The following is a 21,302-nucleotide window of genomic DNA, read 5'->3' as shown; positions in this document are numbered from 1 at the left end:
CGGCGTGCAGGAGGTCGAGCGCCCGTGCTCGCGCTCGCCGCCCTTTCCGGTACGGCGGGGACGGCGGCCCTCGGGCCGGGAAGCGGGGGATGGGTGGCAGGGGCGGTACCGGGGCCGCGGTCGGCACGGGTGATCGTCGGGGTGGTGCTCGCCTCGTTCGCCGCGGTGTACGCGCTGGCGGCGCCCGCGCGAACGGAGGGCGCCGCGCGGGTGGCCGCGGCGACCGCCCTCGTGGTGGTGGTCGTGCTGGCCCAGTTCGTCCAGGTCGTGCCGCGCTGGCGGAGACGGCGCGGCGGCTGGAGCCTGCCGGCGCAGGCGGCGGCCGCCTACACGGGCGTCATCGCGTTCGGGACGTCGGCGGGGATCCTCGGCTTCGTCGTCGGGTCGCTGCTGCTCGCGGGCGCCTGGCCGGCGGCCGCCTGCGTCCTGGCGAGCGCGGCGCTCGCGGACGCCCTGCGCGGCGGCGCGAGCGCCGACGTCACGATCACCTGCCTGCTGACCGGGCTCGTGGTCTACGGGCTGGCGCGGCTGGCGGACAGGGCGGACGACGTCGCGGCGGCCCGGCTGCCCCTCACCGTGGCGGCCGTGGAGCGGGAGCGGCTGCGGATCGCGGCGGAGCTGGACGGCGGGCTCGGCGACGGCCTGCGGGCGATCTCCGCGGGCAGCCGGGACGCGCTCGACCGGCCGGAGCGCATCGCGGACGTGCTGGCGGTGGCCAGGGAGTCGCTGAACAGGGCGCGCACCGCCGCGGCCGGCCTGCGGAGCATGTCGCTCGCCCCCGAGATGGCGGCGGCGCGGGCGCTGCTGGAGGCGGCGGACGTCCGGGCCGAGGTGCGCGAGGGGCACCGGGAGCCGCTCGGCCCGGCCGGGGCGCTGCTGGCGACGGTGCTGCGCGAGGCGGTCACGGACGTGGTGCGCGCCGGTGCCGCGCGGACCTGCCTGATCGCGACGTCGGAGCGGGGCGGCCTCGTCGGGTTGCGGGTGGTCAACGACGGCGTCCGGACGGCCGAGCGCGGCGCGGACGGGCTGGACGCGGCGGCGGGACGGGTGCGCGCGGCGGGCGGGACCTTCTCGGCCGGCCTGGACGGGGACGGCCGGTTCGCGGTGGAGGCCGCCGTCGCGGCGGGGGAGCCCGCGGTGAGCCTGCCCGACCGGGCGGCCTACCGGCTCTCGCTCGCGCTGCTGGCCGCGGTCCTGGCGGGGTTCTCCGTCAAGGGTCTGCTGCTGGTTCCGTGGGGGCCGCCGTGGCCGGCCGCCGCCGCGGGGCTGGCGCTGATCTCGGCGGTCCAGCTGCTCTGGGCCGGGCGCGGGCGGCCCCGGTGGTGGCCGCCGATCCTGGCGGTCCTCGCCTTCGCTCCCCTCGCCGTCTTCGGGAAGGCGTGGCTGGGCGTCGCCGGATTCCTCGCCGGGACGTTCCTGGTCGGGCTCCCGGCATGGGCCGCCGTCCCGCTCGCGGCGGCGTGCATGACGGCGACCGGCGCCGCCGCGCGGGCACTCGGGCTCGGCACGGCGGCCGTCGCCAACTACGTGATCAGCACGCTGGTGACGGGCCTGGTGGTGTACGGGCTCGTCCGGCTGGCGCGGCTGGTGCGGGACCTGCGGGCGGCCGGGGACGAGCTGGCGAGGGCGGCGACCGTCCAGGAACGGCTGCGGGCCGCCCGGGACCTGCACGACCTGCTCGGGCACAGCCTGGCCGCGATCCTGCTCAAGTGCGAGCTGGCCCGCCGGCTCGCCGAGGCCGACCCGGAGCGCTCCCGCGCGGAGCTCGCCGAGGTCGTCGCCATGGCCGAGCAGGCCCGCGGGGACCTGCGCACCGCGACCGGCGGGGACGCCGAGCTCGCGCTGGACGGGGAGGCGGCGTCGGCGCGGTCGGTGCTCGCGGCCGCCGGGGTCGAGGTCGAGACAGTCCTCGGGCACCCGGTCCTGGACGGGCCCGTGTCGGCGGTGCTCGGCACGGTCCTGCGCGAGGCGGTGACCAACGTGCTCCGCCACAGCGCCGCCACCCGCTGCACCATCGCGACCGGACGGGACGGCGGCGCCGTCTGGCTGGTCGTGGAGAACGACGGGCTCGACCCGGCGGCTCCCCGGACCGCCCCCGGCGCCGGCATCGGAAATCTGACCACGCGGCTCGCCTCGGCAGGGGGAACGCTCAGCGCGCGCGCCGACGGAAAGGGATCCTTCCGCCTGGAGGCGAGGGTCGGCTAGAGCCAGCCCGCCTCACGTGCGATGCGCGCGGCGTCGGTGCGGTTGCGGGCGCCGAGCTTGGTGACGGCGGCCGTCAGGTAGTTGCGCACCGTCCCGGCGGACAGATGGAGGCGCCCGGCGATCTCCGGGGCGTCCGCGCCCTCCGCCGCGAGCCGCAGCACGTCGGTCTCGCGCGGGGTGAGCGGGTTGTCGGCGAGGTCCCAGGCGGTGAGCGCCAGGTTCGGGTCGAGGACGCGCTCCCCGGCGGCGACCTTGCGGATGCCGGCGGCCAGCTCGTCCGGCGGCGCCGTCTTCAGCAGGAACCCGCGCACGCCCGCCGTCAGGGCGCGGCGCAGGTGACCGGGCTTGCCGTGCCCGGTGAGCACCAGCGTCGCGACGTCCGGGACGGCCTCGCGCAGCGCCGCCGCGGCCGCCAGGCCGTCCAGGCCCGGCATGTCGATGTCCAGCACGGCGACGTCGGGACGGGACGAGCGGGCCGCGGGCAGCACCTCGTCCCCGCGCTCGACCTCGGCGACCACGGTGAGGTCGGGTTCGAGCGCCAGCAGCGCGGCGAGGGCGCCGCGCACCACATGGTGGTCGTCGGCCAGAAGCACCTTGATCACGGCTCATGTCTACCAGCCGCCGGCCGGCCGACGGCGTCACGCCCGGACCCGTGACGAGGTCACGGGTGGTCGATGATCTCCTCTCTGGTGGCCGGAACCGCAGGTCACAAGACTGGCAGGCATGAACGACGCGGTGCGCATGAACGCGGTGAGCAAGGTCTACGGACGGGGCAGGGGAGCGGTGGCGGCGCTGCGGGAGGTGACGGCGTCCCTCCCGCGGGGCCGCCTCACGGCGGTGATGGGGCCGTCCGGCTCGGGCAAGAGCACGTTCCTGCACTGCGCCGCGGGTCTCGACACGCCCACGTCCGGCACGGTCCGGCTGGGGGACACCGAACTGTCCTCCATGAACGAGACGAGGCTGACCGAGCTGCGCAGGCGGCGCGTCGGCTTCGTGTTCCAGGCGTTCAACCTGGTGCCGTCGCTGACCGTGGAGCAGAACATCACCCTTCCGCTCCGCCTGTCGCGCACGCGCCCGGACAAGGCGTGGCTCACCGAGGTGGTCGCCCGCGTCGGGCTGGCGGACCGGACCGGGCACCGGCCCGGGCAGCTGTCCGGCGGGCAGCAGCAGCGGGTCGCGATCGCGCGCGCCCTGGTGACGCGCCCGGACGTGGTGTTCGGGGACGAGCCCACGGGCGCGCTCGACACGATGACGGCGCGGGACGTGCTGACGCTGCTGCGGGACACCGTGGACGGCATGGGCCAGACGGTGGTGATGGTCACGCACGACCCGGTCGCCGCCTCCTACGCCGACACGGTGCTGTTCCTGGCGGACGGACGGATCGTCGACACGATGGACGCCCCGTCCAGCGACAGGGTCGCCGCCCGCATGACCCGGCTGGGAGCGTGGAAGTGATGCTCGGAATCGTGCTCGGCACGCTGCGCCATCGCAAGGCGGGCTTCGCGGGGGCGTTCGCCGCGCTGCTGTGCGCGGCGGCCCTGGTCTGCGCGTGCGGCATCCTCCTCGACACCGGCCTGCGCGGCTCCGTCGCGCCGGAGCGGTACGCGGGGGCGCCGGTCGTCGTCACCGGCGACCAGTCCGTCCACCAGGTGATCGTCAAGAAGAAGGGCAAGCGCAAGCACAAGGCCAAGCCGCTCGCCGAGCGCGTGTGGCTGCCCGCCTCCGTCGCCGCGAAGGTCCGAGCGGCGGACGGCGTCCGGGACGTCGTCACCGAGGTGACGTTCCCCGCCGAGATCGGCGCCGCCGCGAAAGACCGCCCGTCCTGGGGCCACGGGTGGGAGTCCGCGGCGCTCACCCCGTTCACCCTCCGCGAGGGCCGCGCCCCGGCCGCGGACGACGAGATCGTGGTCGACGCCGCGACGGCGCGCGCCCACCGCCTGCACCCGGGCACGGCGGTGCGGGTCGAGTCCGCCGTCCCCGGCACCTACCGCGTCGTGGGCGTGACCCGGCAGGCGCTCGCGCACCAGACCGCCGTCTTCTTCTCGACGGCTCAGGCGGCCCGCCTGTCCGGCCGCGACGGCATGGTCACCGCCGTCGGCGCGCACGGCCCCGCCCGTGCCGTCGAGGAGGCCGTGCGCGGCACCACGGCGACCGTCCACACCGGCGGCGACCGGGGCCGGGCGGAGTTCCTCGGCGCGGAGAAGGCGCGCGTCAAGCTGATCTCCCTGGGCGGCGCCCTCGGCGGGACGGCCCTGCTCGTCGCCGTCCTCGTGGTGTCCGGGACGTTCGCGCTGTCGGTGCGGCAGCGGGAGCGGGAGATCGCGCTGCTGCGGGCGGTCGCCGCGACGCCGCGGCAGGTCCGCCGGATGATCGGGGGCGAGGCGCTGCTGGTCGGGCTCCTCGCGGGACCGCTCGGCGCGGCGGCCGGCCTGCCGCTGGCGTTCCGGCTGCGGGACGAGTTCCGCGGGCTCGGCGCCCTCCCGCCGAACCTGGACCTCGTCGTCGGCCCGTTCCCGCCGCTCGCCGCCGCGCTCGCCACCGTCCTCGCGGCCGTGGCCGCCGCCCGGATCACCGCCCGCGGGGCGGCCCGGGTCCGTCCCGTCGAGGCCCTCGGCGACGCGGCGACCGGCCGCGCCCGGCTCGGCGCCGTCCGGATCGCGGCCGGGCTCGCCGTCGCGGCCGGGGCCGCCGTCCTGACGGTGCTGCTGGCGCACCTCGACACGGAGGCAGCGTCCAGCCCGGTGACGATGCTGACCGCGATCGTCTGGACCGCGGCCGTCGCGCTCCTCGGCCCCGCCATCGTCCGGGCCGCGACCGCCGTGCTCGCCGTCCCGCTCCGGCGCCTCCCGGGCGGCGGGCACCTGGCGGCGGCCAATCTCGCCGCGGGCGCGCGGCGCCTGGCGTCCGTCGTCACCCCGCTGACCCTGATGATCGGGCTGACCTCGACGATCCTGTTCACGCAGACGACGATCGGCCACGCCGCGACACGGCAGGCGAGCGAGGGCACGGTCGCCGCGCACGCCGCCGGTCCCAGGGTCCCGCACGGCACCGCCGAGCGGATCCGCCGGACGCCCGGCGTGACCGCCGTGACCGAGGTCCTGCACGGCACCGTCCGGGTCGGCCTGGAGAACTACGGCGTCCAGGGCGTCACCCCGGAGGGCCTCGACAGCACCATGGACCTCGACGTCCGGGCCGGGTCGCTCGACCGTCTGGACGCGTCCGGCATCGCGGTCGGCGCCACCGCCGCCCGGCGCCTCGGCGTCCGGCCCGGGGACCGGCTGCCGCTCACCCTCGGCGACGGCACGCCGTTCGAGCCCACCGTGATCGCGGTCTACGGGCGCGGCCTCGGCTTCGGCGACCTCACCGTCGACCGCGACCTGCTGGCCGCCCACGTCGACGACCCCCGCGGCACGCTGCTGATCGCGGGCGGTCCCCCGCGCGGTCTCCCGGTCGCGGCCCCGGGCGCGCTCGCCGAGGCGGGCCCGGCGGGGAACGCCGAGATCGCCTACGTCGCGATGGGGCTGATCATCGCGTTCACCGCGATCGCCGTGGTGAACACCCTCGCGATGGCCACCGCCGGCAGGTCCCGCGAGTTCGCCCTGCTGCGCCTGGTCGGGACGACCCGGCGCCAGGTCATGGCGATGCTCGGGTGGGAGACGCTGGCCGTCGCCGTGATCGCCGCCGTCCTCGGCACCGCGATCGCCCTCGCCACGCTCACCGCGTTCGGCGCGGGCATGACGGGCGGCCCCCCGTCGGTCCCGCCCCTCGGCCACCTGGGGGTCCTCGCCTGGGGCCTCGCGCTCGCCGCGGCCGCGACGTTCCCGGCCGCACGCCTCGCCATGGCCGCCCGCCCCGCCGAGGCCGTGGGCGCCCGCGAGTGACGCCGGTCAGGCGCGCGAGCGGAGGGTGCCGCCGTTGACGTGGAGGATCTGGCCGACGAGGGTCGGGAGGCGCTCGTCGGCCAGGAACGCGACCGCCGCCGCGACCTCCTCGGGGGTCGCGATCCGGCCGAGGGGCGTCCGGGCGGCGTACCGGGCGCGGATCTCCTCGACGCCCACCCCCGCCGCCGCCGCGTCCCTCTCCAGCAGCGGCGTGTCGATCGCACCCGGCGCGACGGCGTTCACCGTGATGCCGAGGGGCGCCAGTTCGCGGCCGAGCGACTTGGCGAGCGCGATGACGCCCGCCTTGGACGCCGAATAGGCGCTCGCGTTCGGCCATCCGATCACGCCCCACTCCGAGGCGACGAACACCATCCGGCCGCCGCCGCGCTCGACCATGCCCGGCATGACGGCCTGCGCGCACGCGAACGTCCCGCCGAGGTCCGCGTCGATCGTCCGCCACCAGTCGCCGAGGTCCTCCACCTCGGTGAACGGGGCCATCTCCAGCCGGGCGGCGCAGGTGACGAGCAGCGCGATCTGCCCGCCCGTACGGCGCTCGACCTCCGCCACCATCGCGCTCGCCGCCGCCGGGTCGGAGACGTCGGCCGACGCGGCGACGCCGTTCAGTTCGGCGGCGAGCCCGGCCACGTCCCGTCCGGGCTGGTCGTTGAGAACGACCAGGCGGCCGTCGGCCGCGAGCCGGCGCGCCACGGCCGTGCCGAGCCCGCCGGCGGCCCCGGTGATCAGCGCGATCGTCATCAGAGCACCGTCCCGGCGTTCGGGGAGAGGACCTCGCCGGTGCAGAACGTGGCGTCCTCGATGAGGAAGGCGGCCGCGAGCGCGACCTCCTCCGGGGACGTCAGCCGCCCGGCCGGCAGACCCTGCAGGAAGGACGGCCTGCGCCAGGGCGAGTCCGATGGGAGCATCGGCGTGTCGGTCGGGCCGGGCGCCAACGCGTTCACCCGTACCCCGGCCGGCCCCAGCTCCGCCGCCAGCGACCGGAGGAACCCGATCACCGCGCCGGTGGCCGCCGAGTAGTGCGCCTCGGCGCTCGCGCCGCCGACGGCGAGGTGGGAGGCGACCGCCACCATGCTGCCCCGGCCGCGCTCGGCCATCCCCGGCGCGACGGCCGCGCACACGTTGACCACGCCGCCGAGGTGCACCCGCAGCATCCGCCGCCAGTCGGGCCAGGCGATGTCGGACACCGGGACGATCGAGTGGTGCCCGGCCGCGCACACCGCCGCCTCGACCGGGCCGAGCTCGCGCTCGATCCGCCGGACCGCCGCGCACACCTGCGCGGGTTCCGCCACGTCGACGCTCACCGAGTGGTCGGTGTCCGGAGCCTGGCGCAGGTCGAGTCCCGCCGTCCGCCAGCCGCGCCCCGCCAGCTCGCGCACCAGCGCGGAGCCGACGCCACCGGCCGCCCCGGTGACGAGCACGACCCGCCCGTCCATGAGATCACCTCGCAAACGCTCCGAAAGCACCAGGCAAACCCGGCATAACCGCTGGTGACAAGCGTCATGGGGATTTCTTGGCCGAACCCACCACGGCGCGCCCGACCTTTCGTGCACTTGCCCAAAACACGGTCACGGGCGCGGGACGGCGCCCGGCCGGGGTGAGAGGGTGAGGCTGTGACCAGCGATCCCGCGCTGCCGCACGTCACCGTCCGGCAGCTCCTGGAGGTGCCGCGCTTCCGGCTGCGCCTGGTCGCCGGGCAGAACGGCCTCGACCGCCCGGTCCGCTGGGCGCACTCCACCGAGCTGCTCGACCCCGCCCCCTACCTGCGCGGGCACGAGGTCGTGCTGACGGTCGGCGCGTCGCTGCGGGACGCCGGCGCGTGCGCCGCGTTCGCCGACTCGGTCAAGGCCGGCCGCGCGAGCGCGATCGGCTACGGCGTCGGCGACATGACCGACGCCGTCCCCGAGGAGCTGCGCGCCGCCTGCGACCGCGTCGGCCTCCCGCTGCTGGAGGTGCCGCCGGAGATCCCGTTCCTCGGGTTCACCGAGTGGTTCGCCGAGCGGCTCGCCTCCGCCGGAGACGAGCGGCACGAGCGGGAGGAGACCGGGCGGCTGCTGCGCATGGTGCGCGACGGGCTCGCGTCCGCCGAGGCGCTGCGCCCCCGGATCGACGACGCCGGGCTCGACCACGCGTCCCTGCTGGTGATCGCGATGGACGGCGCGGTCGAGGAGGAGCTGCCCGGCGTCCTCGGCCTGGACGACGACACGGCGCTGCTCGTCACCAACGATGCCCACGCCTGGGCCCAGCCCGCCGGGGTCGGCAGCCCCGGCCCGCTGGAGCACCTGCCGCTCTCGCTCGCCGAGAGCCTCACCGCGCTGGACGCCGCGCGCCGCACCGGCGGGGTCGTGCACGCCGCCGACCTCGCCACCTTCCAGGCCCTCCTCGGCCGCCTCGACCAGGACCAGCTGGCCCCGTTCGCCGAGCAGATCGGCCGGCCGCTGAGCGACTACGACGCCGCGCACGGCACCCGCCTCATCGAGACGCTGCGCACCTTCCTGGACATGGGCGGCGCGGTCGGCGCGACGTCGCGGGCCCTGTTCCTTCATCCGAACACCCTGCGCCACCGGCTGTCCCGGATCGAGTCGCTGACCGGCCGCGACCCGATGCGGTTCGAGGACCGGGTGGCGCTCGCGATCGCCGTCTGGGCGGGCCGCTGAGGGCCGTCCCCGGCCGGACGGGTCCTGCGCTGGATGAGTCGAATGCCCGAAACGCCGCATTCCAGGGCGACGATCAGGTGCGGGCGGCGCCATCGCCGTTTCCAGAATCATCTGCTATGGACGGTCTTAGGGCGCTTGGGCCTTCGTCATGAGGGCGGCCTGTCGCGGCAAAATCTCGAAAAAGAGTGACAATGAATTCCCGGATGGCGCGGTCCGGTCAACATGGCGGCGCGGACAGCCATCCCTATCTTCGCCGTAAGTGATCATTTCGGTCGTCCGTCGATGTCCGCCCGGGGGGTCCGTTCTCGGATCACCTTCGTCACACCGGGCGCACGCGCCCCACCGTTTTCGGCGTTCTGACCACCCTGCGTATTCATTATCGTCCTGAATGGGTCGGCGGACAGGTCCGAATTCCGCTTTTCCGACCGCTCTTGGGGTGCGGGGTCTAAGTTTGCCGCGAGAGGTGCCCGTACCTGCTGGAAGGAGCGTCAGACATGACGGATGCCACCCGGGGCCCGGGAAAGGGATCGGACGCCAAGATCAACACTGATGTCCCGCAGTCGGCGCGGATCTGGAACTACTGGCTCGGGGGGACCGACAACTACGAGATCGACCGGGTCGCCGGCGACCACTACGTCGGGCTCTACCCGGGCATCGTGGAGATCGCCCGCGCCGGCCGCTACTTCATGGACCGGGCGATCCGGTTCCTGGCCCGCGAGCGCGGGATCCGCCAGTTCATGGACTGCGGGACCGGCCTGCCCACCGTCGACAACACCCACGAGATGGCCCGGCGCGCCGCCTCCGACGCCAAGGTCGTCTACGTCGACAACGACCCGCTCGTCCTCGCGCACGCCCGCGCCCTGATGAACGAGGGCCGCACCTCCTATATCGACTGCGACCTGCACGACCCGAAGACGATCATGGATCGGGCCTCGGAGCTGCTGGACCTGTCCCGGCCCGTCGGGCTGATGATCATCGGTGTGCTGGGGCACATCGTCGACCCGGACGAGGCGTACGACGTCGTCCGCGGGCTGATGGACCCGCTGCCGTCCGGGAGCTACCTCATCCTGCACGACTCCACCGACGAGAACGAGAGGTTCAACGCGGCGCAGCGCGCCTACGACGAGACCGGCGCGATCCCGTTCCGGCTGCGCACCCCCGAGTTCATCCGCGGCTACTTCGACGGCCTGGAGATCGAGGAACCGGGTCTGGTGACGAGCGGGGCGTGGCGCCCCGAAGTGGGGCCGATCGAGGGCGCGAACCTGCCGACCAGGTGCGGGGTGGCCCGTAAACCCTGACGCGCCGTGCCGTGAACCGCCTCCGGGGGCCGGGCCACGTGGCCCGGACGGTAGGTAACATACGGTCTTATCTCCGACGCGCAGCGTGAACTATAGTCGGAGCGGTCGTCCATGCCGTCTTCCGATGAGGAGTCCCCCTTGGCCTCCGTCACGATCACCGGCAACAGGAAACCGGCGCCGGCGCGGAGCTCTCCGGCCGGTACGGTCCGCGCGCAGGGCGACCCGCTCGTCCCGCGCATGCTGCTCGCCAGGCGGCTCCGCGAGCTGCGCGAGGCGGCCGGTCTGTCCCGGCCCAGGGCGGGCCTGGCGATCGGCGCGTCCGAGTCGAAGATCACCCGGCTGGAGCTGGGCCGCACCCGCGCGAAGGCCGGCGACGTCGCCGGGCTGCTCGATCGCTACGGCACCGACCCCGGCGAGCGCGCGACCCTGCTCGCCCTCGCCGAGCAGACCGGCGCGCGGCCCTGGTGGCACGGCGAGGGCGACATCGTGCCGCGCTGGGTCCGCGACTACCTCAGCGCCGAGCAGGCGGCCAAGCTGGTCCGCACCTTCGAGGCCCAGTTCGTCCCCGGCCTGCTGCAGACCGAGGACTACGCCCGCGACCTGGTGCGCCGCCTGCGCCCCGAGTCCGAGGCCGAGGTCGAGCGGCGCGTGCAGTTCCGGATGCGGCGCCAGCGCGTCCTGCGCCGCCGGCCGCGCCCGCTCAACCTCTGGGTCGTGCTGGACGAGGGGGCGCTGTGGCGTCCCGCCTGCGCGCCCGCGACGATGCGCATGCAGATCCGGCACATCATCGAGCAGTGCAGGCGGCCGAACGTCACCATCCAGATCGCGCCGCTCGGCATCTCCGGCCAGGTGGCCGGCGACGGGTCGCTCACCCTCGTCCGGTTCCCGCAGCAGGGGCTGCAGGACATGGTCTATCTGGAGCGCCCCGACAATGCCGTCTATCCGACGCGGCGCGCCGAGATCGAGCACCACTGGCACATTTTCAACACGCTGGTCACCGAGGCCGCACCGCCCGAGCAGACGCCACGGGTACTCACGCGAATCCTCAGCACCTACTGAACCGCCCACCGAACCGACCGCCGCCCGTTCCGCCCGGCCCGTGGCCCCCGTCTCGCGGGGGCCACGATCATTTATGGGTGAATACGCGATGACCACCGGTGATCGCCCGGCCTTCCGATTCCATATTCCCGCCTGACCGCTTCCGGCCTATATTCATAAAGGACGGAAATTCGGGAGGCTCAGCGCGGTCGATCGGGGACGTACGCATCATGGGCCCCGTCGACGGTCATGTTTACCGGTCGGTCACCCGGTTAACGGGCATCGATGTACGCCCCCGCGCCGCCACCGCCCCAGGGGGAACACCATGTCCGTCAGCGAGCGTTTGTGGAACGCCACCGAGGAACGCCGGGCGAGGACCGAACTGCAGTCCGGGGAGAACTTCCCCGTCGCCTCCCGGCTGCTTCCCGCGCGCCACCGCGCGCACCTGCTGAACGTGTACGGGTACGCCCGGCTGGTCGACGACATCGGCGACGAGGCGCCGCCGGGCGAGCGGGCCGGCCTCCTCGACCTCGTCGAGCGCGACCTCGACCGCGTCTACGCCGGGGAGCGGCCGGAACTGCCCGTGCTGCGCGACCTGGCGGGGACGATCGTCGCCCGCCGCATCCCCGCCGAGCCGTTCCGCCGCCTGGTCCAGGCGAACCGCCAGGACCAGGACGTCACCCGGTACGCGACGTTCGACGACCTCGTCGGCTACTGCGCGCTGTCCGCCGATCCGGTCGGGCACATCGTCCTGCACGTGTTCGGCGCCGCCACGCCCGACCGGCTGCGCCTGTCGGACAAGGTGTGCACCGCGCTGCAGGTCATCGAGCACTGCCAGGACGTCGGCGAGGACCACCGCAACGGGCGCGTCTACCTGCCCGCGGACGACCTGCTGCGCTTCGGCTGCACCGAGGACGACCTCACCGCCGCGGCGACCCCGACCCGGCTGCGCGGCGTCGTGGCGCTCCAGGCGAAGCGGGCGCGGCGCATGCTCGGCGAGGGCGCCGCCCTCACCGGCGGGCTCCAGGGGTTCGCGCGGGTAGCCGTCGCCGGATACGTCGCGGGGGGCCTCGCCGCCCTCGACGCGCTGGAGCGCGCCGCCTACGACGTCCTGCCGGGCCCGCCACGGGCGGGGAAAGTGCGGCTGCTCGCCGAGTGGTCGCGGACCATGGGAAGGAGAAGGGCAGCATAGATGGACGCATCCACCGCCTACCGGCACTGCGAGAGCGTCGTACGCTCCCAGGCGCGCAACTTCTCGTACGGGATCCGGCTGCTTCCCCCGCCCAAGCGGCGAGCCCTCAGCGCCGTGTACGCGTTCGCCCGGCGGATCGACGACATCGGCGACGACCACGGGGCGCCCGTGGCGGACCGCCTCGCGAAGCTCGCCGGCGAACGCGCGCGGCTCACCGACCCCGGCGCCCATCCCTCCGATCCGGTGCTGGTCGCGCTGGCCGACGCCGCCCGCGGCCATCCGATCCCCATCGAGGTGTTCGGCGAGCTGATCGACGGCTGCGAGGCCGATGTGCGCGGCGAGACCTACGACACCTTCGACGACCTCCTCTGGTACTGCCGCTGCGTCGCCGGCTCCGTCGGCCGCCTGTCGCTCGGCGTGTTCGGGACGGCCGACCCCGCCACGGCCGTGCCGCGCGCCGACGCGCTCGGCGTCGCGCTGCAGCTGACGAACATCCTCCGCGACGTCCGGGAGGACGGGGTGAACGGCCGCGTCTACCTCCCCGCCAAGGACCTCGTCCGGTTCGGGTGCACGCTCGACCGTGACGAGAGGGGCCGGGCGGCCGACGACCCCGACCGGTTGGCGAGCCTCATCCGCTTCCAGGCGGAGCGGGCGGGACGCTGGTACGCCGACGGCCTGAGGCTGCTGCCCATGCTCGACCGGCGCAGCGCCGCGTGCGCCGGCGCGATGGCGGGGATCTACCGGCACCTGCTGCGGCGCATCACGGCCGATCCGCTGGCCGCCCTGGAGACGCGGACGTCCCTGCCCGCCTGGGAGAAGGCGACCGTGTCCGCCATGGCGATGGCCGGGATCCACCGGTGAGCGCCCGCGACGGCGGCCCGGCGGAGGTCGCGATCGTCGGCGGCGGGCTCGCCGGGGTCACCACCGCGCTGGCGCTCCAGGAGGCGGGGGTGCGCGCGACGATCTACGAGGCGCGGCCCCGGCTCGGCGGCGCCACCCACTCGTTCTCGCGGGACGGGCTGACGGTCGACAACGGGCAGCACATCTTCCTGAAGTGCTGCTCGGCGTACCGGGGGCTGCTCGCCCGGCTGGACGCGCTGGACCGCGTGCGCGTCCAGGACCGCTTCGACGTCCGCGTCCTGGCCCCGGACGGTCGCGGCGGACGGCTCCGCCGTGCGGCGTCCACCGGCCGGCTCCGCCGTGCGAAGGCCCCGGGACCGCTGCACCTGCTGCCCGCGCTCGCCGGGTACCGGCTGCTCTCGCCGTCCGACCGGCTGCGGGCGGTCGGCGCGTCGCTGGCGCTCGACCGCGTCGATCCGGCCGACCCGTCGAACGACCGGATCAGCATGGGCACCTGGCTCGCCGAACACGGGCAGGGCCCCTGGGCGCGCGAGGCGCTCTGGGAGCTGTTCGTCACGGCCTCCCTCAACGCCCGCCTGGACGGCGCCGCGCTCGGTCCCGCCGCGTTCGTGTGCCAGACCGCGCTCCTCGGCCGCTCGGACGCCGCCGACATCGGCGTGCCCGCGGTCCCGCTCGGCGACCTGCACGGCACGCTCCCGGCGGCCAGGATCGAGCGGGACGGCGGCCGGATCCGCCTGAACGCGAAGGTCACGGCGATCGACGCCGGGCCGAAGCTCGTCGTGAACGGCTCCCCGGTCGGCGCCGACGCCGTCGTCGTCGCCGTGCCCCACCGGGCGGCGGCCGCGATCGTCCCCGAGGAGGCGGCCCCTGAACGGGCGCGCTGGGGCGGCCTCGGCTCCAGCCCGATCGTCAACGTCCACGTCGTCTACGACCGTCCCGTCCTGCGGGTGGACGGTGCGGACCTGCCCTTCGCCGCGGCGGTCGGCTCGCCCGTCCAGTGGGTGTTCGACCGCACCGCGGTCGGCGGCCTCACCGGCGGCGGCCAGTACCTGGCGGTCTCGGTCTCGGCGGCCGACCGCTGGATCGACACGCCCACCGCCGAGCTGCGCGCGGTGTACCTCGCCGAACTGGAGCGGCTGTTCCCGGCCGCCCGCCGCTCCCGCGTCACCGACTTCTTCGTGACGCGGGAGCGGCACGCGACGTTCCGTCAGAGCCCCGGCAGCGACGCGCTGCGTCCCGCGTCCGCGACCCGGCTGCCGTGGCTGTTCCTCGCCGGCGCGTGGACGGACACGGGCTGGCCCGACACGATGGAGGGAGCCGTGCGCAGCGGTCTGACCGCGGCCCGGCTCGTCCGCCGCCACCTGCACCGGACGACCTCGGAGGTGAGCGGCCGATGACCGCCGTCCCGACCTCGGTCACCGGCGGGCGCGCCCTGGTCGACCAGGCCATGCGCGCCTGCGCGGAACGGCTCGACCCGTGGACCCGCCGCGTCGTCGCCTACCACCTCGGGTGGACCGACGAGAACGGCGAGCCCGCCGCCGCGGGCGGCAAGGCGCTGCGTCCCGCGCTGGCGCTGCTGTCCGCACGGGCCGCCGGCGCGTCCGAGGAGACGGCGCTGCCCGGCGCCGTCGCCGTCGAGTTCGTGCACGCGTTCTCGCTGCTGCACGACGACATCATGGACGGCGACCGGACCCGCCGGCACCGTCCCGCCGCGTGGACGGTGTTCGGCCCGTCCGCCGCCATCCTCGGCGGCGACGCGCTGATGGCGCTGTCGGAGAACCTGCTCCTGGAGCAGCAGACGCGCGGCGCCCACTGGGCGGCGCGCGCGCTGACCGCCGCCACGCAGCGGCTCATCGCGGGCCAGGCGCTCGACATCGGGTTCGAGCAGCGCGACGACGTGACCCTTGAGGAGTGCCTGACGATGGCGGCGGGCAAGACCGGCGCGCTGCTCGCCTGCGCCTGCTCGATCGGGGCGATGCTGGCCGAGGGCCCGCCCGGCTCGTCACCCACCTGACCGGGTTCGGCGCCGAGGTGGGCCTCGCGTTCCAGCTCGTCGACGACCTGCTCGGCATCTGGGGCAGCCCGGACACGACCGGCAAGCCCGTCCTGGCCGACCTGCGGGCGCGCAAGAAGTCGCTGCCGGTCGTGTACGCGCTGAACGCCGGGCGCCCCGAGTCGCGGCGGCTCGCCGCGCTGTACGCCGACCCCGGGCCGCCGTCCGAGGACACCCTGCGGGAGATGGCCCGGCTCGTCGAGGCGGCGGGCGGACGGGACTGGGCCGCCGCCGAGGCCGACCGCCGCGTCGCCGCCGCCGGGCGCCACCTCGACGACGCGGGCGTGGACGATCCCGTGGCCGCCGAGTTCCACGACATCGCGCTGTTCGTCACCTCCCGGGACCACTGACCCGCCGCGCCGGCGAGAAGGGAAGCGCTGCATGACCACCACCGACGTGTCCGGACTCACCGGCGCGGCCGCCGCCGTGGAGGCGGCCCGCGACCACCTGATCGGCCTTCAGTCGCCCGAGGGCTGGTGGAAGGCCGAGCTGGAGACCAACGTCACCATGGACGCCGAGGACCTCCTGCTCCGCCAGTTCCTCGGCATCCGCTCCGACGCCGACACCAAGGACGCGGCGCGCTGGATCCGCTCCCGGCAGCGGGACGACGGCACGTGGGCGAACTTCCACGGTGGCCCGGCCGACCTGTCCACGACGATCGAGGCGTACGTCGCGCTGCGGTTCGCCGGCGACCCGGTGGACGCCGGGCACATGCGCGAGGCCGCCGCGTACGTGCGGGAGGCGGGCGGGATCGAGGGCAGCCGCGTCTTCACCCGCATCTGGCTGGCGCTGTTCGGGCAGTGGTCCTGGGACGACCTGCCGGTCATGCCGCCCGAGCTGATGTTCCTGCCGAGCCGCGTCCCGCTGAACGTCTACGACTGGGCGTGCTGGGCGCGGCAGACGATCGTCCCGCTGACGATCCTCGGGTCGTTGCGTCCCGTCCGGGCGCTGCCGTTCGACCTGCCCGAACTGCGCTGCGGCGTCATGCCGGCCAAGGACGCCCGGGGCTGGGGAGCGGCGTTCAACGCCCTCGACCGCGTCCTGCACGTGTACGAGCGGCGGCCGGTGCGCCCGCTGCGCCGGGCGGCGCTGCGCCGGGCCGCCGACTGGATCATCGCCAGGCAGGAGGCCGACGGCTGCTGGGGCGGCATCCAGCCGCCGTGGGTGTACTCGCTGATGGCGCTGCACGAGCTCGGCTACGGCCTCGACCATCCGGTCATCAGGCGCGGCCTGGACGGGCTCGAACGCTTCACGATCCGCGACGAGCGGGGGCGCCGTCTCGAGGCGTGCCAGTCGCCCGTCTGGGACACGGTGCTCGCCATGAACGCCCTGGCCGACGCGGGCGTGGCCGCCGACCATCCCTCCCTGCTGCGGGCGGCCGAGTGGGTGGTCGGCGAGGAGGTCCGCGGGCCGGGGGACTGGTCGGTGAAGCGGCCGGACGTCCCGCCGGGCGGCTGGGCGTTCGAGTTCGACAACGACGTCTACCCCGACACCGACGACACCGCCGAGGCGATCCTGGCGCTGCGCAGGGCGTCCTTCCCGAAGGCGGAGGAGCCGATCAGGCGGGCCGTCCGCTGGCTGGACGGGATGGCCTCGCGCGACGGCGGCTTCGGCGCCTTCGACGCCGACAACACCCGCGAGCTGTGCACCAAGCTGCCCTTCTGCGACTTCGGCGCCGTCATCGACCCGCCGTCCGCCGACGTCACCGCCCATGTCGTCGAGGCGCTGTCGAAGGAGGGCCTCGCGGAGTCGGCCGTGGTCAGGCGCGCCGTCGTCTGGCTGCTCAGGGCGCAGGAGGCGGACGGCTCGTGGTTCGGGCGCTGGGGAGCGAACCACCTCTACGGAACGGGCAGCGTGGTGCCCGCGCTCGTCGCGGCCGGGGTCCGTCCCGGCAGGCCCGCGATCCGGCGCGCCGTGGTCTGGCTGGAGGACCACCAGAACCCGGACGGCGGCTGGGGCGAGGACCTGCGCTCCTACGACGACCCCGCGTGGATCGGGCGGGGCGGGTCCACCCCGTCGCAGACGGCCTGGGCGCTGCTGGCGCTGCTCGCCGCCGGCGAGCGCACCCCGGCCGTGGAGGCCGGCGTGCGGTGGCTCGTCGACCACCAGCGCCCGGACGGCAACTGGGACGAGGACCAGTTCACCGGCACCGGCTTCCCCGGCGACTTCTACATCAACTACCACCTGTACCGGCTGGTCTTCCCCGTCAGCGCCCTCGGCCGCTACCTGGACGGCGCGACATGAGGCGGGCGCGCGGGCCGGTGGAGGCCACCGAGTTCACCCTGCACAAGGAGGTCCGGACACCATGAGCATGCCGCTCCGCCAGAGCCTTCGCATCGGGGGCTACATCCTCCGCAACAAGCTGCGCGGCCGGGAGAAGTTCCCGCTCATCGTCGAGCTGGAGCCCCTGTTCGCCTGCAACCTCGCCTGCGCCGGCTGTGGGAAGATCCAGCACCCGCACGACGTGCTGAAGAAGCGCATGCCGGTCGAGCAGGCCATCGCCGCCATCGAGGAGTGCGGCGCGCCGATGGTCTCCATCGCGGGCGGCGAGCCGCTCATGCACCCGCAGATCGACGAGCTGGTGAACGAGCTCGTCCGGCGCAAGAAGTTCGTCTTCCTGTGCACGAACGCGCTGCTGATACCCAGGAAGATCGACAAGTTCACGCCGTCGCCGTACTTCGCGTGGGCGGTGCACATCGACGGCCTGCGCGAACGCCACGACGAGTCCGTCTGCAAGGACGGCGTCTTCGACGACGCGGTCGCGGCCATCAGGGAGTGCAAGCGGCGGGGGTTCCGCGTCACCACCAACACGACGATCTTCAACACGGACACGCCGCAGACCGTCATCGACGTCATGAACTACCTCAACGACGACCTCGAGGTCGACGAGATGATGATCTCGCCCGGCTACGCCTACGACAAGGCGCCCGACCAGGACCACTTCCTCGGCGTCCAGGAGACGCGGGAGCTGTTCCGCAAGGCGTTCGGGAACGGCAACCGCAAGCGGTGGCGCTTCAACCACTCGCCTTTGTTCCTGGACTTCCTGGAAGGCAAGGTCGACTTCCCCTGCACGGCCTGGGCGATCCCGTCCTACTCCCTCTTCGGCTGGCAGCGTCCCTGCTACCTGATGTCGGACGGCTACGCGCAGACCTACCGGGAACTCCTGGACGAGACCGACTGGGACTCCTACGGAAGGGGACGCGACTCCCGCTGCGCCAACTGCATGGCCCACTGCGGTTACGAACCCACGGCCGTCTTCTCGACCCTCGGCTCCCTGAAGGAGTCCTTGCGGGCCGTCCGCTCCGTCTGACCCGTCTCGCTCCCCGGCCCGTTCCGCCCGGCACCGGCGATCCGCCGATGCCGGGCGTTCCCGGGGCTTTCCGGGCGGTCTACTTGAGGGACGTCGGCCGGTACGCCTTGTACTCGTCGTCCGAGGACAGCCCGTAGTCGAGCGTCCGGTGGTCGGTTCCGTACCGGCCGCGCTGCTCGTAGGCCCAGTACGACGAGTGGTCCTTGTCGGCCCACTTCTCGAAGATGACGACGTGCCGGGTGGTGTTGCTGCCCAGGGCGTCCATGACGAGGTCGCCCTTCTTCAGCTCGGACATCTCGATGCGCTCGGTGTACCGCGACGAGGTGAGGCCGACGGTGTTCGTCCCGGGCTTGGACAGCCCCAGAGCCATGGACACGTAGCCCGAGCAGTCGGTGCGGTAGCCGTTGTGCGTGCTGGTCTGGCTGTAGGGGATCCGCTGGTCGGAGTGCGGATGCCAGGTCTCGGCCCGCGTGATGACCTTGGACCGATCGTCCGGCTCCGGCTCGGCGGCCTGCTTCTGGGGCTCGGCCTTCGTCGACGGCTCGGCCTTCGCCGGCGCCTTGAACTCCTTGTGGACCTGGGCCTGTGCTCTGACCTGCTCCTGCGGCGCGGTCCGCTGCTTCGGCACGGTCTGGACGGCGGCGACCGTCTCGGTGGACGCGTGCTGCAAGGTCGTCGGCACGGCCGCCGTCACGCCGAGGACGGCGAGACCCGTCAGCGTGGCCGTGGCCCAAGGGTTGGGCCGGGGAAAACGCGAGGGCTTGTTGTGCTTGCCTTTCAAAGGGGGGCTCCTTGCTTCCATGTGCCGCCTACCGGGTTAGCTGACGGGTTCGGACGTGGAAGTCGCCCTACGGCCTGAGCAGGCCGATTCACCCCAGTGCGGGTTGGGTCCCCGGCTCCGCGCCATGGCGGACTCGGCGGGTGCCGCTGAGAGAGAGCGGCGCTGACGATGTGCGGCCCGGTCGACGAAGGGGGTCGCGGGCCTTGTTGCGCGGGGATGGCACCCCGGCCCACCTGAGTGGGACAAAACGCCTGGAAGGCGTCTCGAAGTGGCAAAGGTACTGAAATCACCAAGAGACGGCAAGGTCCTCGCAGATCATTTCCGCAGCTCAGTGCCCTGCCGACCCGCGCGAAGCCCGCCGCCCAGGGGGGATCCGAGGGATCGGCCGGTTTTCGCCGCACCCATAGACGGAGGAGAAACCTCCAGTTACTATCTGGAGGGGAATCCTTCGTTTAATGGGAGGTGGGTTCCATGACCGCCATCAAGGCGCGGACCGCGTCCGGCCCGTCCGCGGGCGCCCCGAACCGGCGCTGGGCGGCGCTGGTCGTGATCGCCGTCGCGCAGCTGATGATCGCCCTCGACGCCACGATCGTGAACATCGCGCTGCCGACGGCCCAGCACGCGCTCGGCTTCGGCGACGCCGACCGGCAGTGGGTGATCACCGCCTACACCCTGCCCTTCGCCGGGCTGCTCCTGCTCGGCGGCCGGATCGCCGACCTGGTCGGGCGGCGCCGCAGCTTCCTGGCCGGGCTGGCGGGGTTCGCGATCGCCTCGATGATCGCCGGGGCCGCGCCCGGCTTCGAGGTCCTCGTGGTCGGGCGCGCCTTGCAGGGGGCGTTCGCCGCGCTGCTCGCGCCCACCGCCCTGTCCCTGCTGGCGGTGACGTTCACCGAACCCAAGGAGCGCGCGAAGGCGTTCGGCGTGTACGGCGCCGTGGCGAGCAGCGGCGCGGCGGTCGGGCTGCTGCTCGGCGGCGGGCTGACCCAGTACGCCGACTGGCGCTGGTGCCTGTACGTCAACGTCGCGATCGCCGCGGCCGCGTCGGTGGCGGGACGCATCGTCCTTCCGGCGCCGCCGAGCTTCCCCGGGTCGCGCCTCGACTGGATCTCCGCCGTCCTCGTCACCGGCGGCCTGGCGGCCGTCGTGTACGGTGCGGGCGAGGCCGCCCCGCACGGCTGGGACGCGTGGCAGACCACCGCGCCGATGGGAATCGGCGCCCTGGCCCTCGCCCTGTTCGTCGTGCGCCAGGCCACGCACGGCGCGCCGCTGCTGCCGCTGCGGATCCTCGCCGACCGCAACCGGGCCGGCGCCTACGTCGCGGTGGCCACCGCGGTCGTCGGCGCCTTCGGGGTCTTCCTCACGCTCACCTACTACCTCCAGGTGGTCGCGCACTTCTCCCCGATGCGCACCGGGCTGGCGTTCCTGCCGATGGCCGTCGCGAACTCCGCGAGCGGCTACCTGGTCGGCGCCCGGCTCACCGGGCGCGTGCCCGCCCGGCTGCTGATCGCCGGCGGCCTGCTCATCGCCGCGGCCGGGCTGGCCGTCCTCACCCGGCTCGACGCGGGCAGCGGCTACGCCACCGCCGTCGTCCCGGTCGAGGTCCTGCTCGGGATCGGCATGGGCGCCGCCTTCCCGCCGGCGTTCTCACTGGCGACCGCGGGCGTCTCCCCGCGCGAGGCCGGGGTCGCCGCCGCCGTCGTCAACGCCGCGTCCCAGATGGGCGGGTCGATCGGGACTGCCGTCGTCAACACCGTCGCGATCGGCGCGACGGCGGGCTACCTGCGCGAGCACGGCCCCGACGGCTCACGCGTGAGCGCCCTCGTGCACGGCTACACCACCGCGGCGACCGTCTCGGCGCTGGCCCTGACGACCGTGGCCGTCCTGGTGATGCTCCTCATCCGCACCCCGGCGCCGTCGGACACGACCACCGAGCACAGTTCCCGATGAGCACCGTCCCTTCCCCTGAGCGCACCTTCGAGAGGACGCCCAGGGGAAGCCGGCCCGCCGCAGG

Annotated in this window: 18 protein-coding genes and 1 riboswitch; of the genes, 14 read left to right on the top strand and 4 right to left on the bottom strand. The window is 74.3% G+C overall.

The window, feature by feature from the left end; genetic code table 11:
* Positions 1-24: 24 nt before the first annotated feature.
* On the top strand, positions 25-2,205 hold the full coding sequence (locus AB0H37_RS39080; RefSeq protein WP_360617664.1) for a histidine kinase: 2,181 nt from the start codon (positions 25-27) through the stop codon (positions 2,203-2,205).
* On the opposite strand, the gene AB0H37_RS39075 is transcribed toward AB0H37_RS39080, so the two are convergent.
* Positions 2,202-2,807, bottom strand: coding sequence for a response regulator transcription factor (locus tag AB0H37_RS39075; RefSeq protein ID WP_179837318.1), 606 nt, complete (start codon positions 2,805-2,807; stop codon positions 2,202-2,204). The genes AB0H37_RS39080 and AB0H37_RS39075 overlap by 4 nt on opposite strands.
* Positions 2,808-2,928: 121 nt before the next feature.
* On the opposite strand from AB0H37_RS39075, the gene AB0H37_RS39070 reads away from it, so the two are divergent.
* Positions 2,929-3,660, top strand: coding sequence for an ABC transporter ATP-binding protein (locus tag AB0H37_RS39070; protein WP_218935392.1), 732 nt, complete (start codon positions 2,929-2,931; stop codon positions 3,658-3,660).
* On the top strand, positions 3,660-6,086 hold the full coding sequence (locus tag AB0H37_RS39065) for an FtsX-like permease family protein (RefSeq protein WP_360617662.1): 2,427 nt from the start codon (positions 3,660-3,662) through the stop codon (positions 6,084-6,086). Before AB0H37_RS39070 ends, AB0H37_RS39065 begins: the two co-directional genes overlap by 1 nt.
* A gap of 6 nt (positions 6,087-6,092) precedes the next feature.
* On the opposite strand, the gene AB0H37_RS39060 is transcribed toward AB0H37_RS39065, so the two are convergent.
* A complete protein-coding gene (locus tag AB0H37_RS39060; protein WP_360617660.1) occupies positions 6,093-6,842 on the bottom strand; it encodes an SDR family oxidoreductase in 750 nt (249 codons plus the stop codon).
* On the bottom strand, positions 6,842-7,537 hold the full coding sequence (locus AB0H37_RS39055) for an SDR family oxidoreductase (protein WP_329086106.1): 696 nt from the start codon (positions 7,535-7,537) through the stop codon (positions 6,842-6,844). The genes AB0H37_RS39060 and AB0H37_RS39055 overlap by 1 nt, the downstream gene beginning before the upstream one ends.
* A 177-nt stretch (positions 7,538-7,714) precedes the next feature.
* On the opposite strand from AB0H37_RS39055, the gene AB0H37_RS39050 reads away from it, so the two are divergent.
* From AB0H37_RS39050 to hpnH, 10 genes are all read left to right on the top strand, one after another.
* Positions 7,715-8,758, top strand: a complete 1,044-nt coding sequence (locus AB0H37_RS39050; protein ID WP_329086108.1) for a PucR family transcriptional regulator — start codon at positions 7,715-7,717, stop codon at positions 8,756-8,758.
* 494 nt (positions 8,759-9,252) lie between these two features.
* Entirely contained in the window at positions 9,253-10,056 is an 804-nt protein-coding gene (locus AB0H37_RS39045) for an SAM-dependent methyltransferase (protein ID WP_329086110.1), read from the top strand.
* Positions 10,057-10,194: 138 nt separating this feature from the next.
* Positions 10,195-11,115 (top strand): helix-turn-helix transcriptional regulator, encoded by a 921-nt coding sequence (locus AB0H37_RS39040; protein ID WP_329086113.1) that lies wholly within the window; start codon positions 10,195-10,197, stop codon positions 11,113-11,115.
* 304 nt (positions 11,116-11,419) lie between these two features.
* The gene (gene hpnC, locus AB0H37_RS39035) at positions 11,420-12,286 is read left to right on the top strand and encodes a squalene synthase HpnC (protein WP_218935389.1); all 867 of its coding nucleotides are present in this window, start codon (positions 11,420-11,422) and stop codon (positions 12,284-12,286) included.
* The gene (hpnD, locus tag AB0H37_RS39030) at positions 12,287-13,147 is read left to right on the top strand and encodes a presqualene diphosphate synthase HpnD (RefSeq protein ID WP_360617658.1); all 861 of its coding nucleotides are present in this window, start codon (positions 12,287-12,289) and stop codon (positions 13,145-13,147) included.
* A complete protein-coding gene (gene hpnE / locus AB0H37_RS39025; RefSeq protein ID WP_360617656.1) occupies positions 13,144-14,544 on the top strand; it encodes a hydroxysqualene dehydroxylase HpnE in 1,401 nt (466 codons plus the stop codon). Before hpnD ends, hpnE begins: the two co-directional genes overlap by 4 nt.
* Complete coding sequence (locus tag AB0H37_RS39020) at positions 14,541-15,161, top strand: polyprenyl synthetase family protein (protein WP_360617655.1); 621 nt, start codon at positions 14,541-14,543, stop codon at positions 15,159-15,161. Before hpnE ends, AB0H37_RS39020 begins: the two co-directional genes overlap by 4 nt.
* A gap of 17 nt (positions 15,162-15,178) precedes the next feature.
* Complete coding sequence (locus tag AB0H37_RS39015) at positions 15,179-15,550, top strand: polyprenyl synthetase family protein (protein ID WP_360617654.1); 372 nt, start codon at positions 15,179-15,181, stop codon at positions 15,548-15,550.
* Between the two features lie 31 nt (positions 15,551-15,581).
* On the top strand, positions 15,582-17,444 hold the full coding sequence (gene shc, locus AB0H37_RS39010; protein ID WP_360617652.1) for a squalene--hopene cyclase: 1,863 nt from the start codon (positions 15,582-15,584) through the stop codon (positions 17,442-17,444).
* A 61-nt stretch (positions 17,445-17,505) separates the two neighbouring features.
* Entirely contained in the window at positions 17,506-18,510 is a 1,005-nt protein-coding gene (hpnH, locus tag AB0H37_RS39005; RefSeq protein ID WP_179837310.1) for an adenosyl-hopene transferase HpnH, read from the top strand.
* Positions 18,511-18,589: 79 nt separating this feature from the next.
* On the opposite strand, the gene AB0H37_RS39000 is transcribed toward hpnH, so the two are convergent.
* The gene (locus tag AB0H37_RS39000; RefSeq protein ID WP_329086126.1) at positions 18,590-19,291 is read right to left on the bottom strand and encodes a hypothetical protein; all 702 of its coding nucleotides are present in this window, start codon (positions 19,289-19,291) and stop codon (positions 18,590-18,592) included.
* Positions 19,292-19,301: 10 nt separating this feature from the next.
* Positions 19,302-19,440, bottom strand: a riboswitch (cyclic di-AMP (ydaO/yuaA leader).
* A 322-nt stretch (positions 19,441-19,762) separates the two neighbouring features.
* Here AB0H37_RS39000 and AB0H37_RS38995 point away from each other — a divergent pair.
* Positions 19,763-21,238, top strand: a complete 1,476-nt coding sequence (locus AB0H37_RS38995; RefSeq protein WP_329086129.1) for an MFS transporter — start codon at positions 19,763-19,765, stop codon at positions 21,236-21,238.
* The last annotated feature ends 64 nt before the right edge of the window (positions 21,239-21,302 follow it).

The sequence above is a fragment of the Actinomadura sp. NPDC023710 genome (assembly GCF_040639875.1).
In the GTDB taxonomy this organism is placed as follows: Bacteria; Actinomycetota; Actinomycetes; order Streptosporangiales; family Streptosporangiaceae; genus Spirillospora; species Spirillospora citrea.
This window is presented reverse-complemented; position numbering and strand designations above follow the sequence as displayed.

Coding starts and splice junctions, on each gene's coding strand:
- AB0H37_RS39065 (WP_360617662.1), top strand. CDS start 3,660: ATGCTCGGAATCGTGCTCGGCACGCTGCGCCATCGCAAGGCGGGCTTC.
- AB0H37_RS39060 (WP_360617660.1), bottom strand. CDS start 6,842: ATGACGATCGCGCTGATCACCGGGGCCGCCGGCGGGCTCGGCACGGCC.
- hpnH (WP_179837310.1), top strand. CDS start 17,506: ATGAGCATGCCGCTCCGCCAGAGCCTTCGCATCGGGGGCTACATCCTC.
- AB0H37_RS39045 (WP_329086110.1), top strand. CDS start 9,253: ATGACGGATGCCACCCGGGGCCCGGGAAAGGGATCGGACGCCAAGATC.
- AB0H37_RS39020 (WP_360617655.1), top strand. CDS start 14,541: ATGACCGCCGTCCCGACCTCGGTCACCGGCGGGCGCGCCCTGGTCGAC.
- AB0H37_RS38995 (WP_329086129.1), top strand. CDS start 19,763: ATGACCGCCATCAAGGCGCGGACCGCGTCCGGCCCGTCCGCGGGCGCC.
- AB0H37_RS39055 (WP_329086106.1), bottom strand. CDS start 7,537: ATGGACGGGCGGGTCGTGCTCGTCACCGGGGCGGCCGGTGGCGTCGGC.
- AB0H37_RS39070 (WP_218935392.1), top strand. CDS start 2,929: ATGAACGACGCGGTGCGCATGAACGCGGTGAGCAAGGTCTACGGACGG.
- shc (WP_360617652.1), top strand. CDS start 15,582: ATGACCACCACCGACGTGTCCGGACTCACCGGCGCGGCCGCCGCCGTG.
- hpnD (WP_360617658.1), top strand. CDS start 12,287: ATGGACGCATCCACCGCCTACCGGCACTGCGAGAGCGTCGTACGCTCC.
- hpnC (WP_218935389.1), top strand. CDS start 11,420: ATGTCCGTCAGCGAGCGTTTGTGGAACGCCACCGAGGAACGCCGGGCG.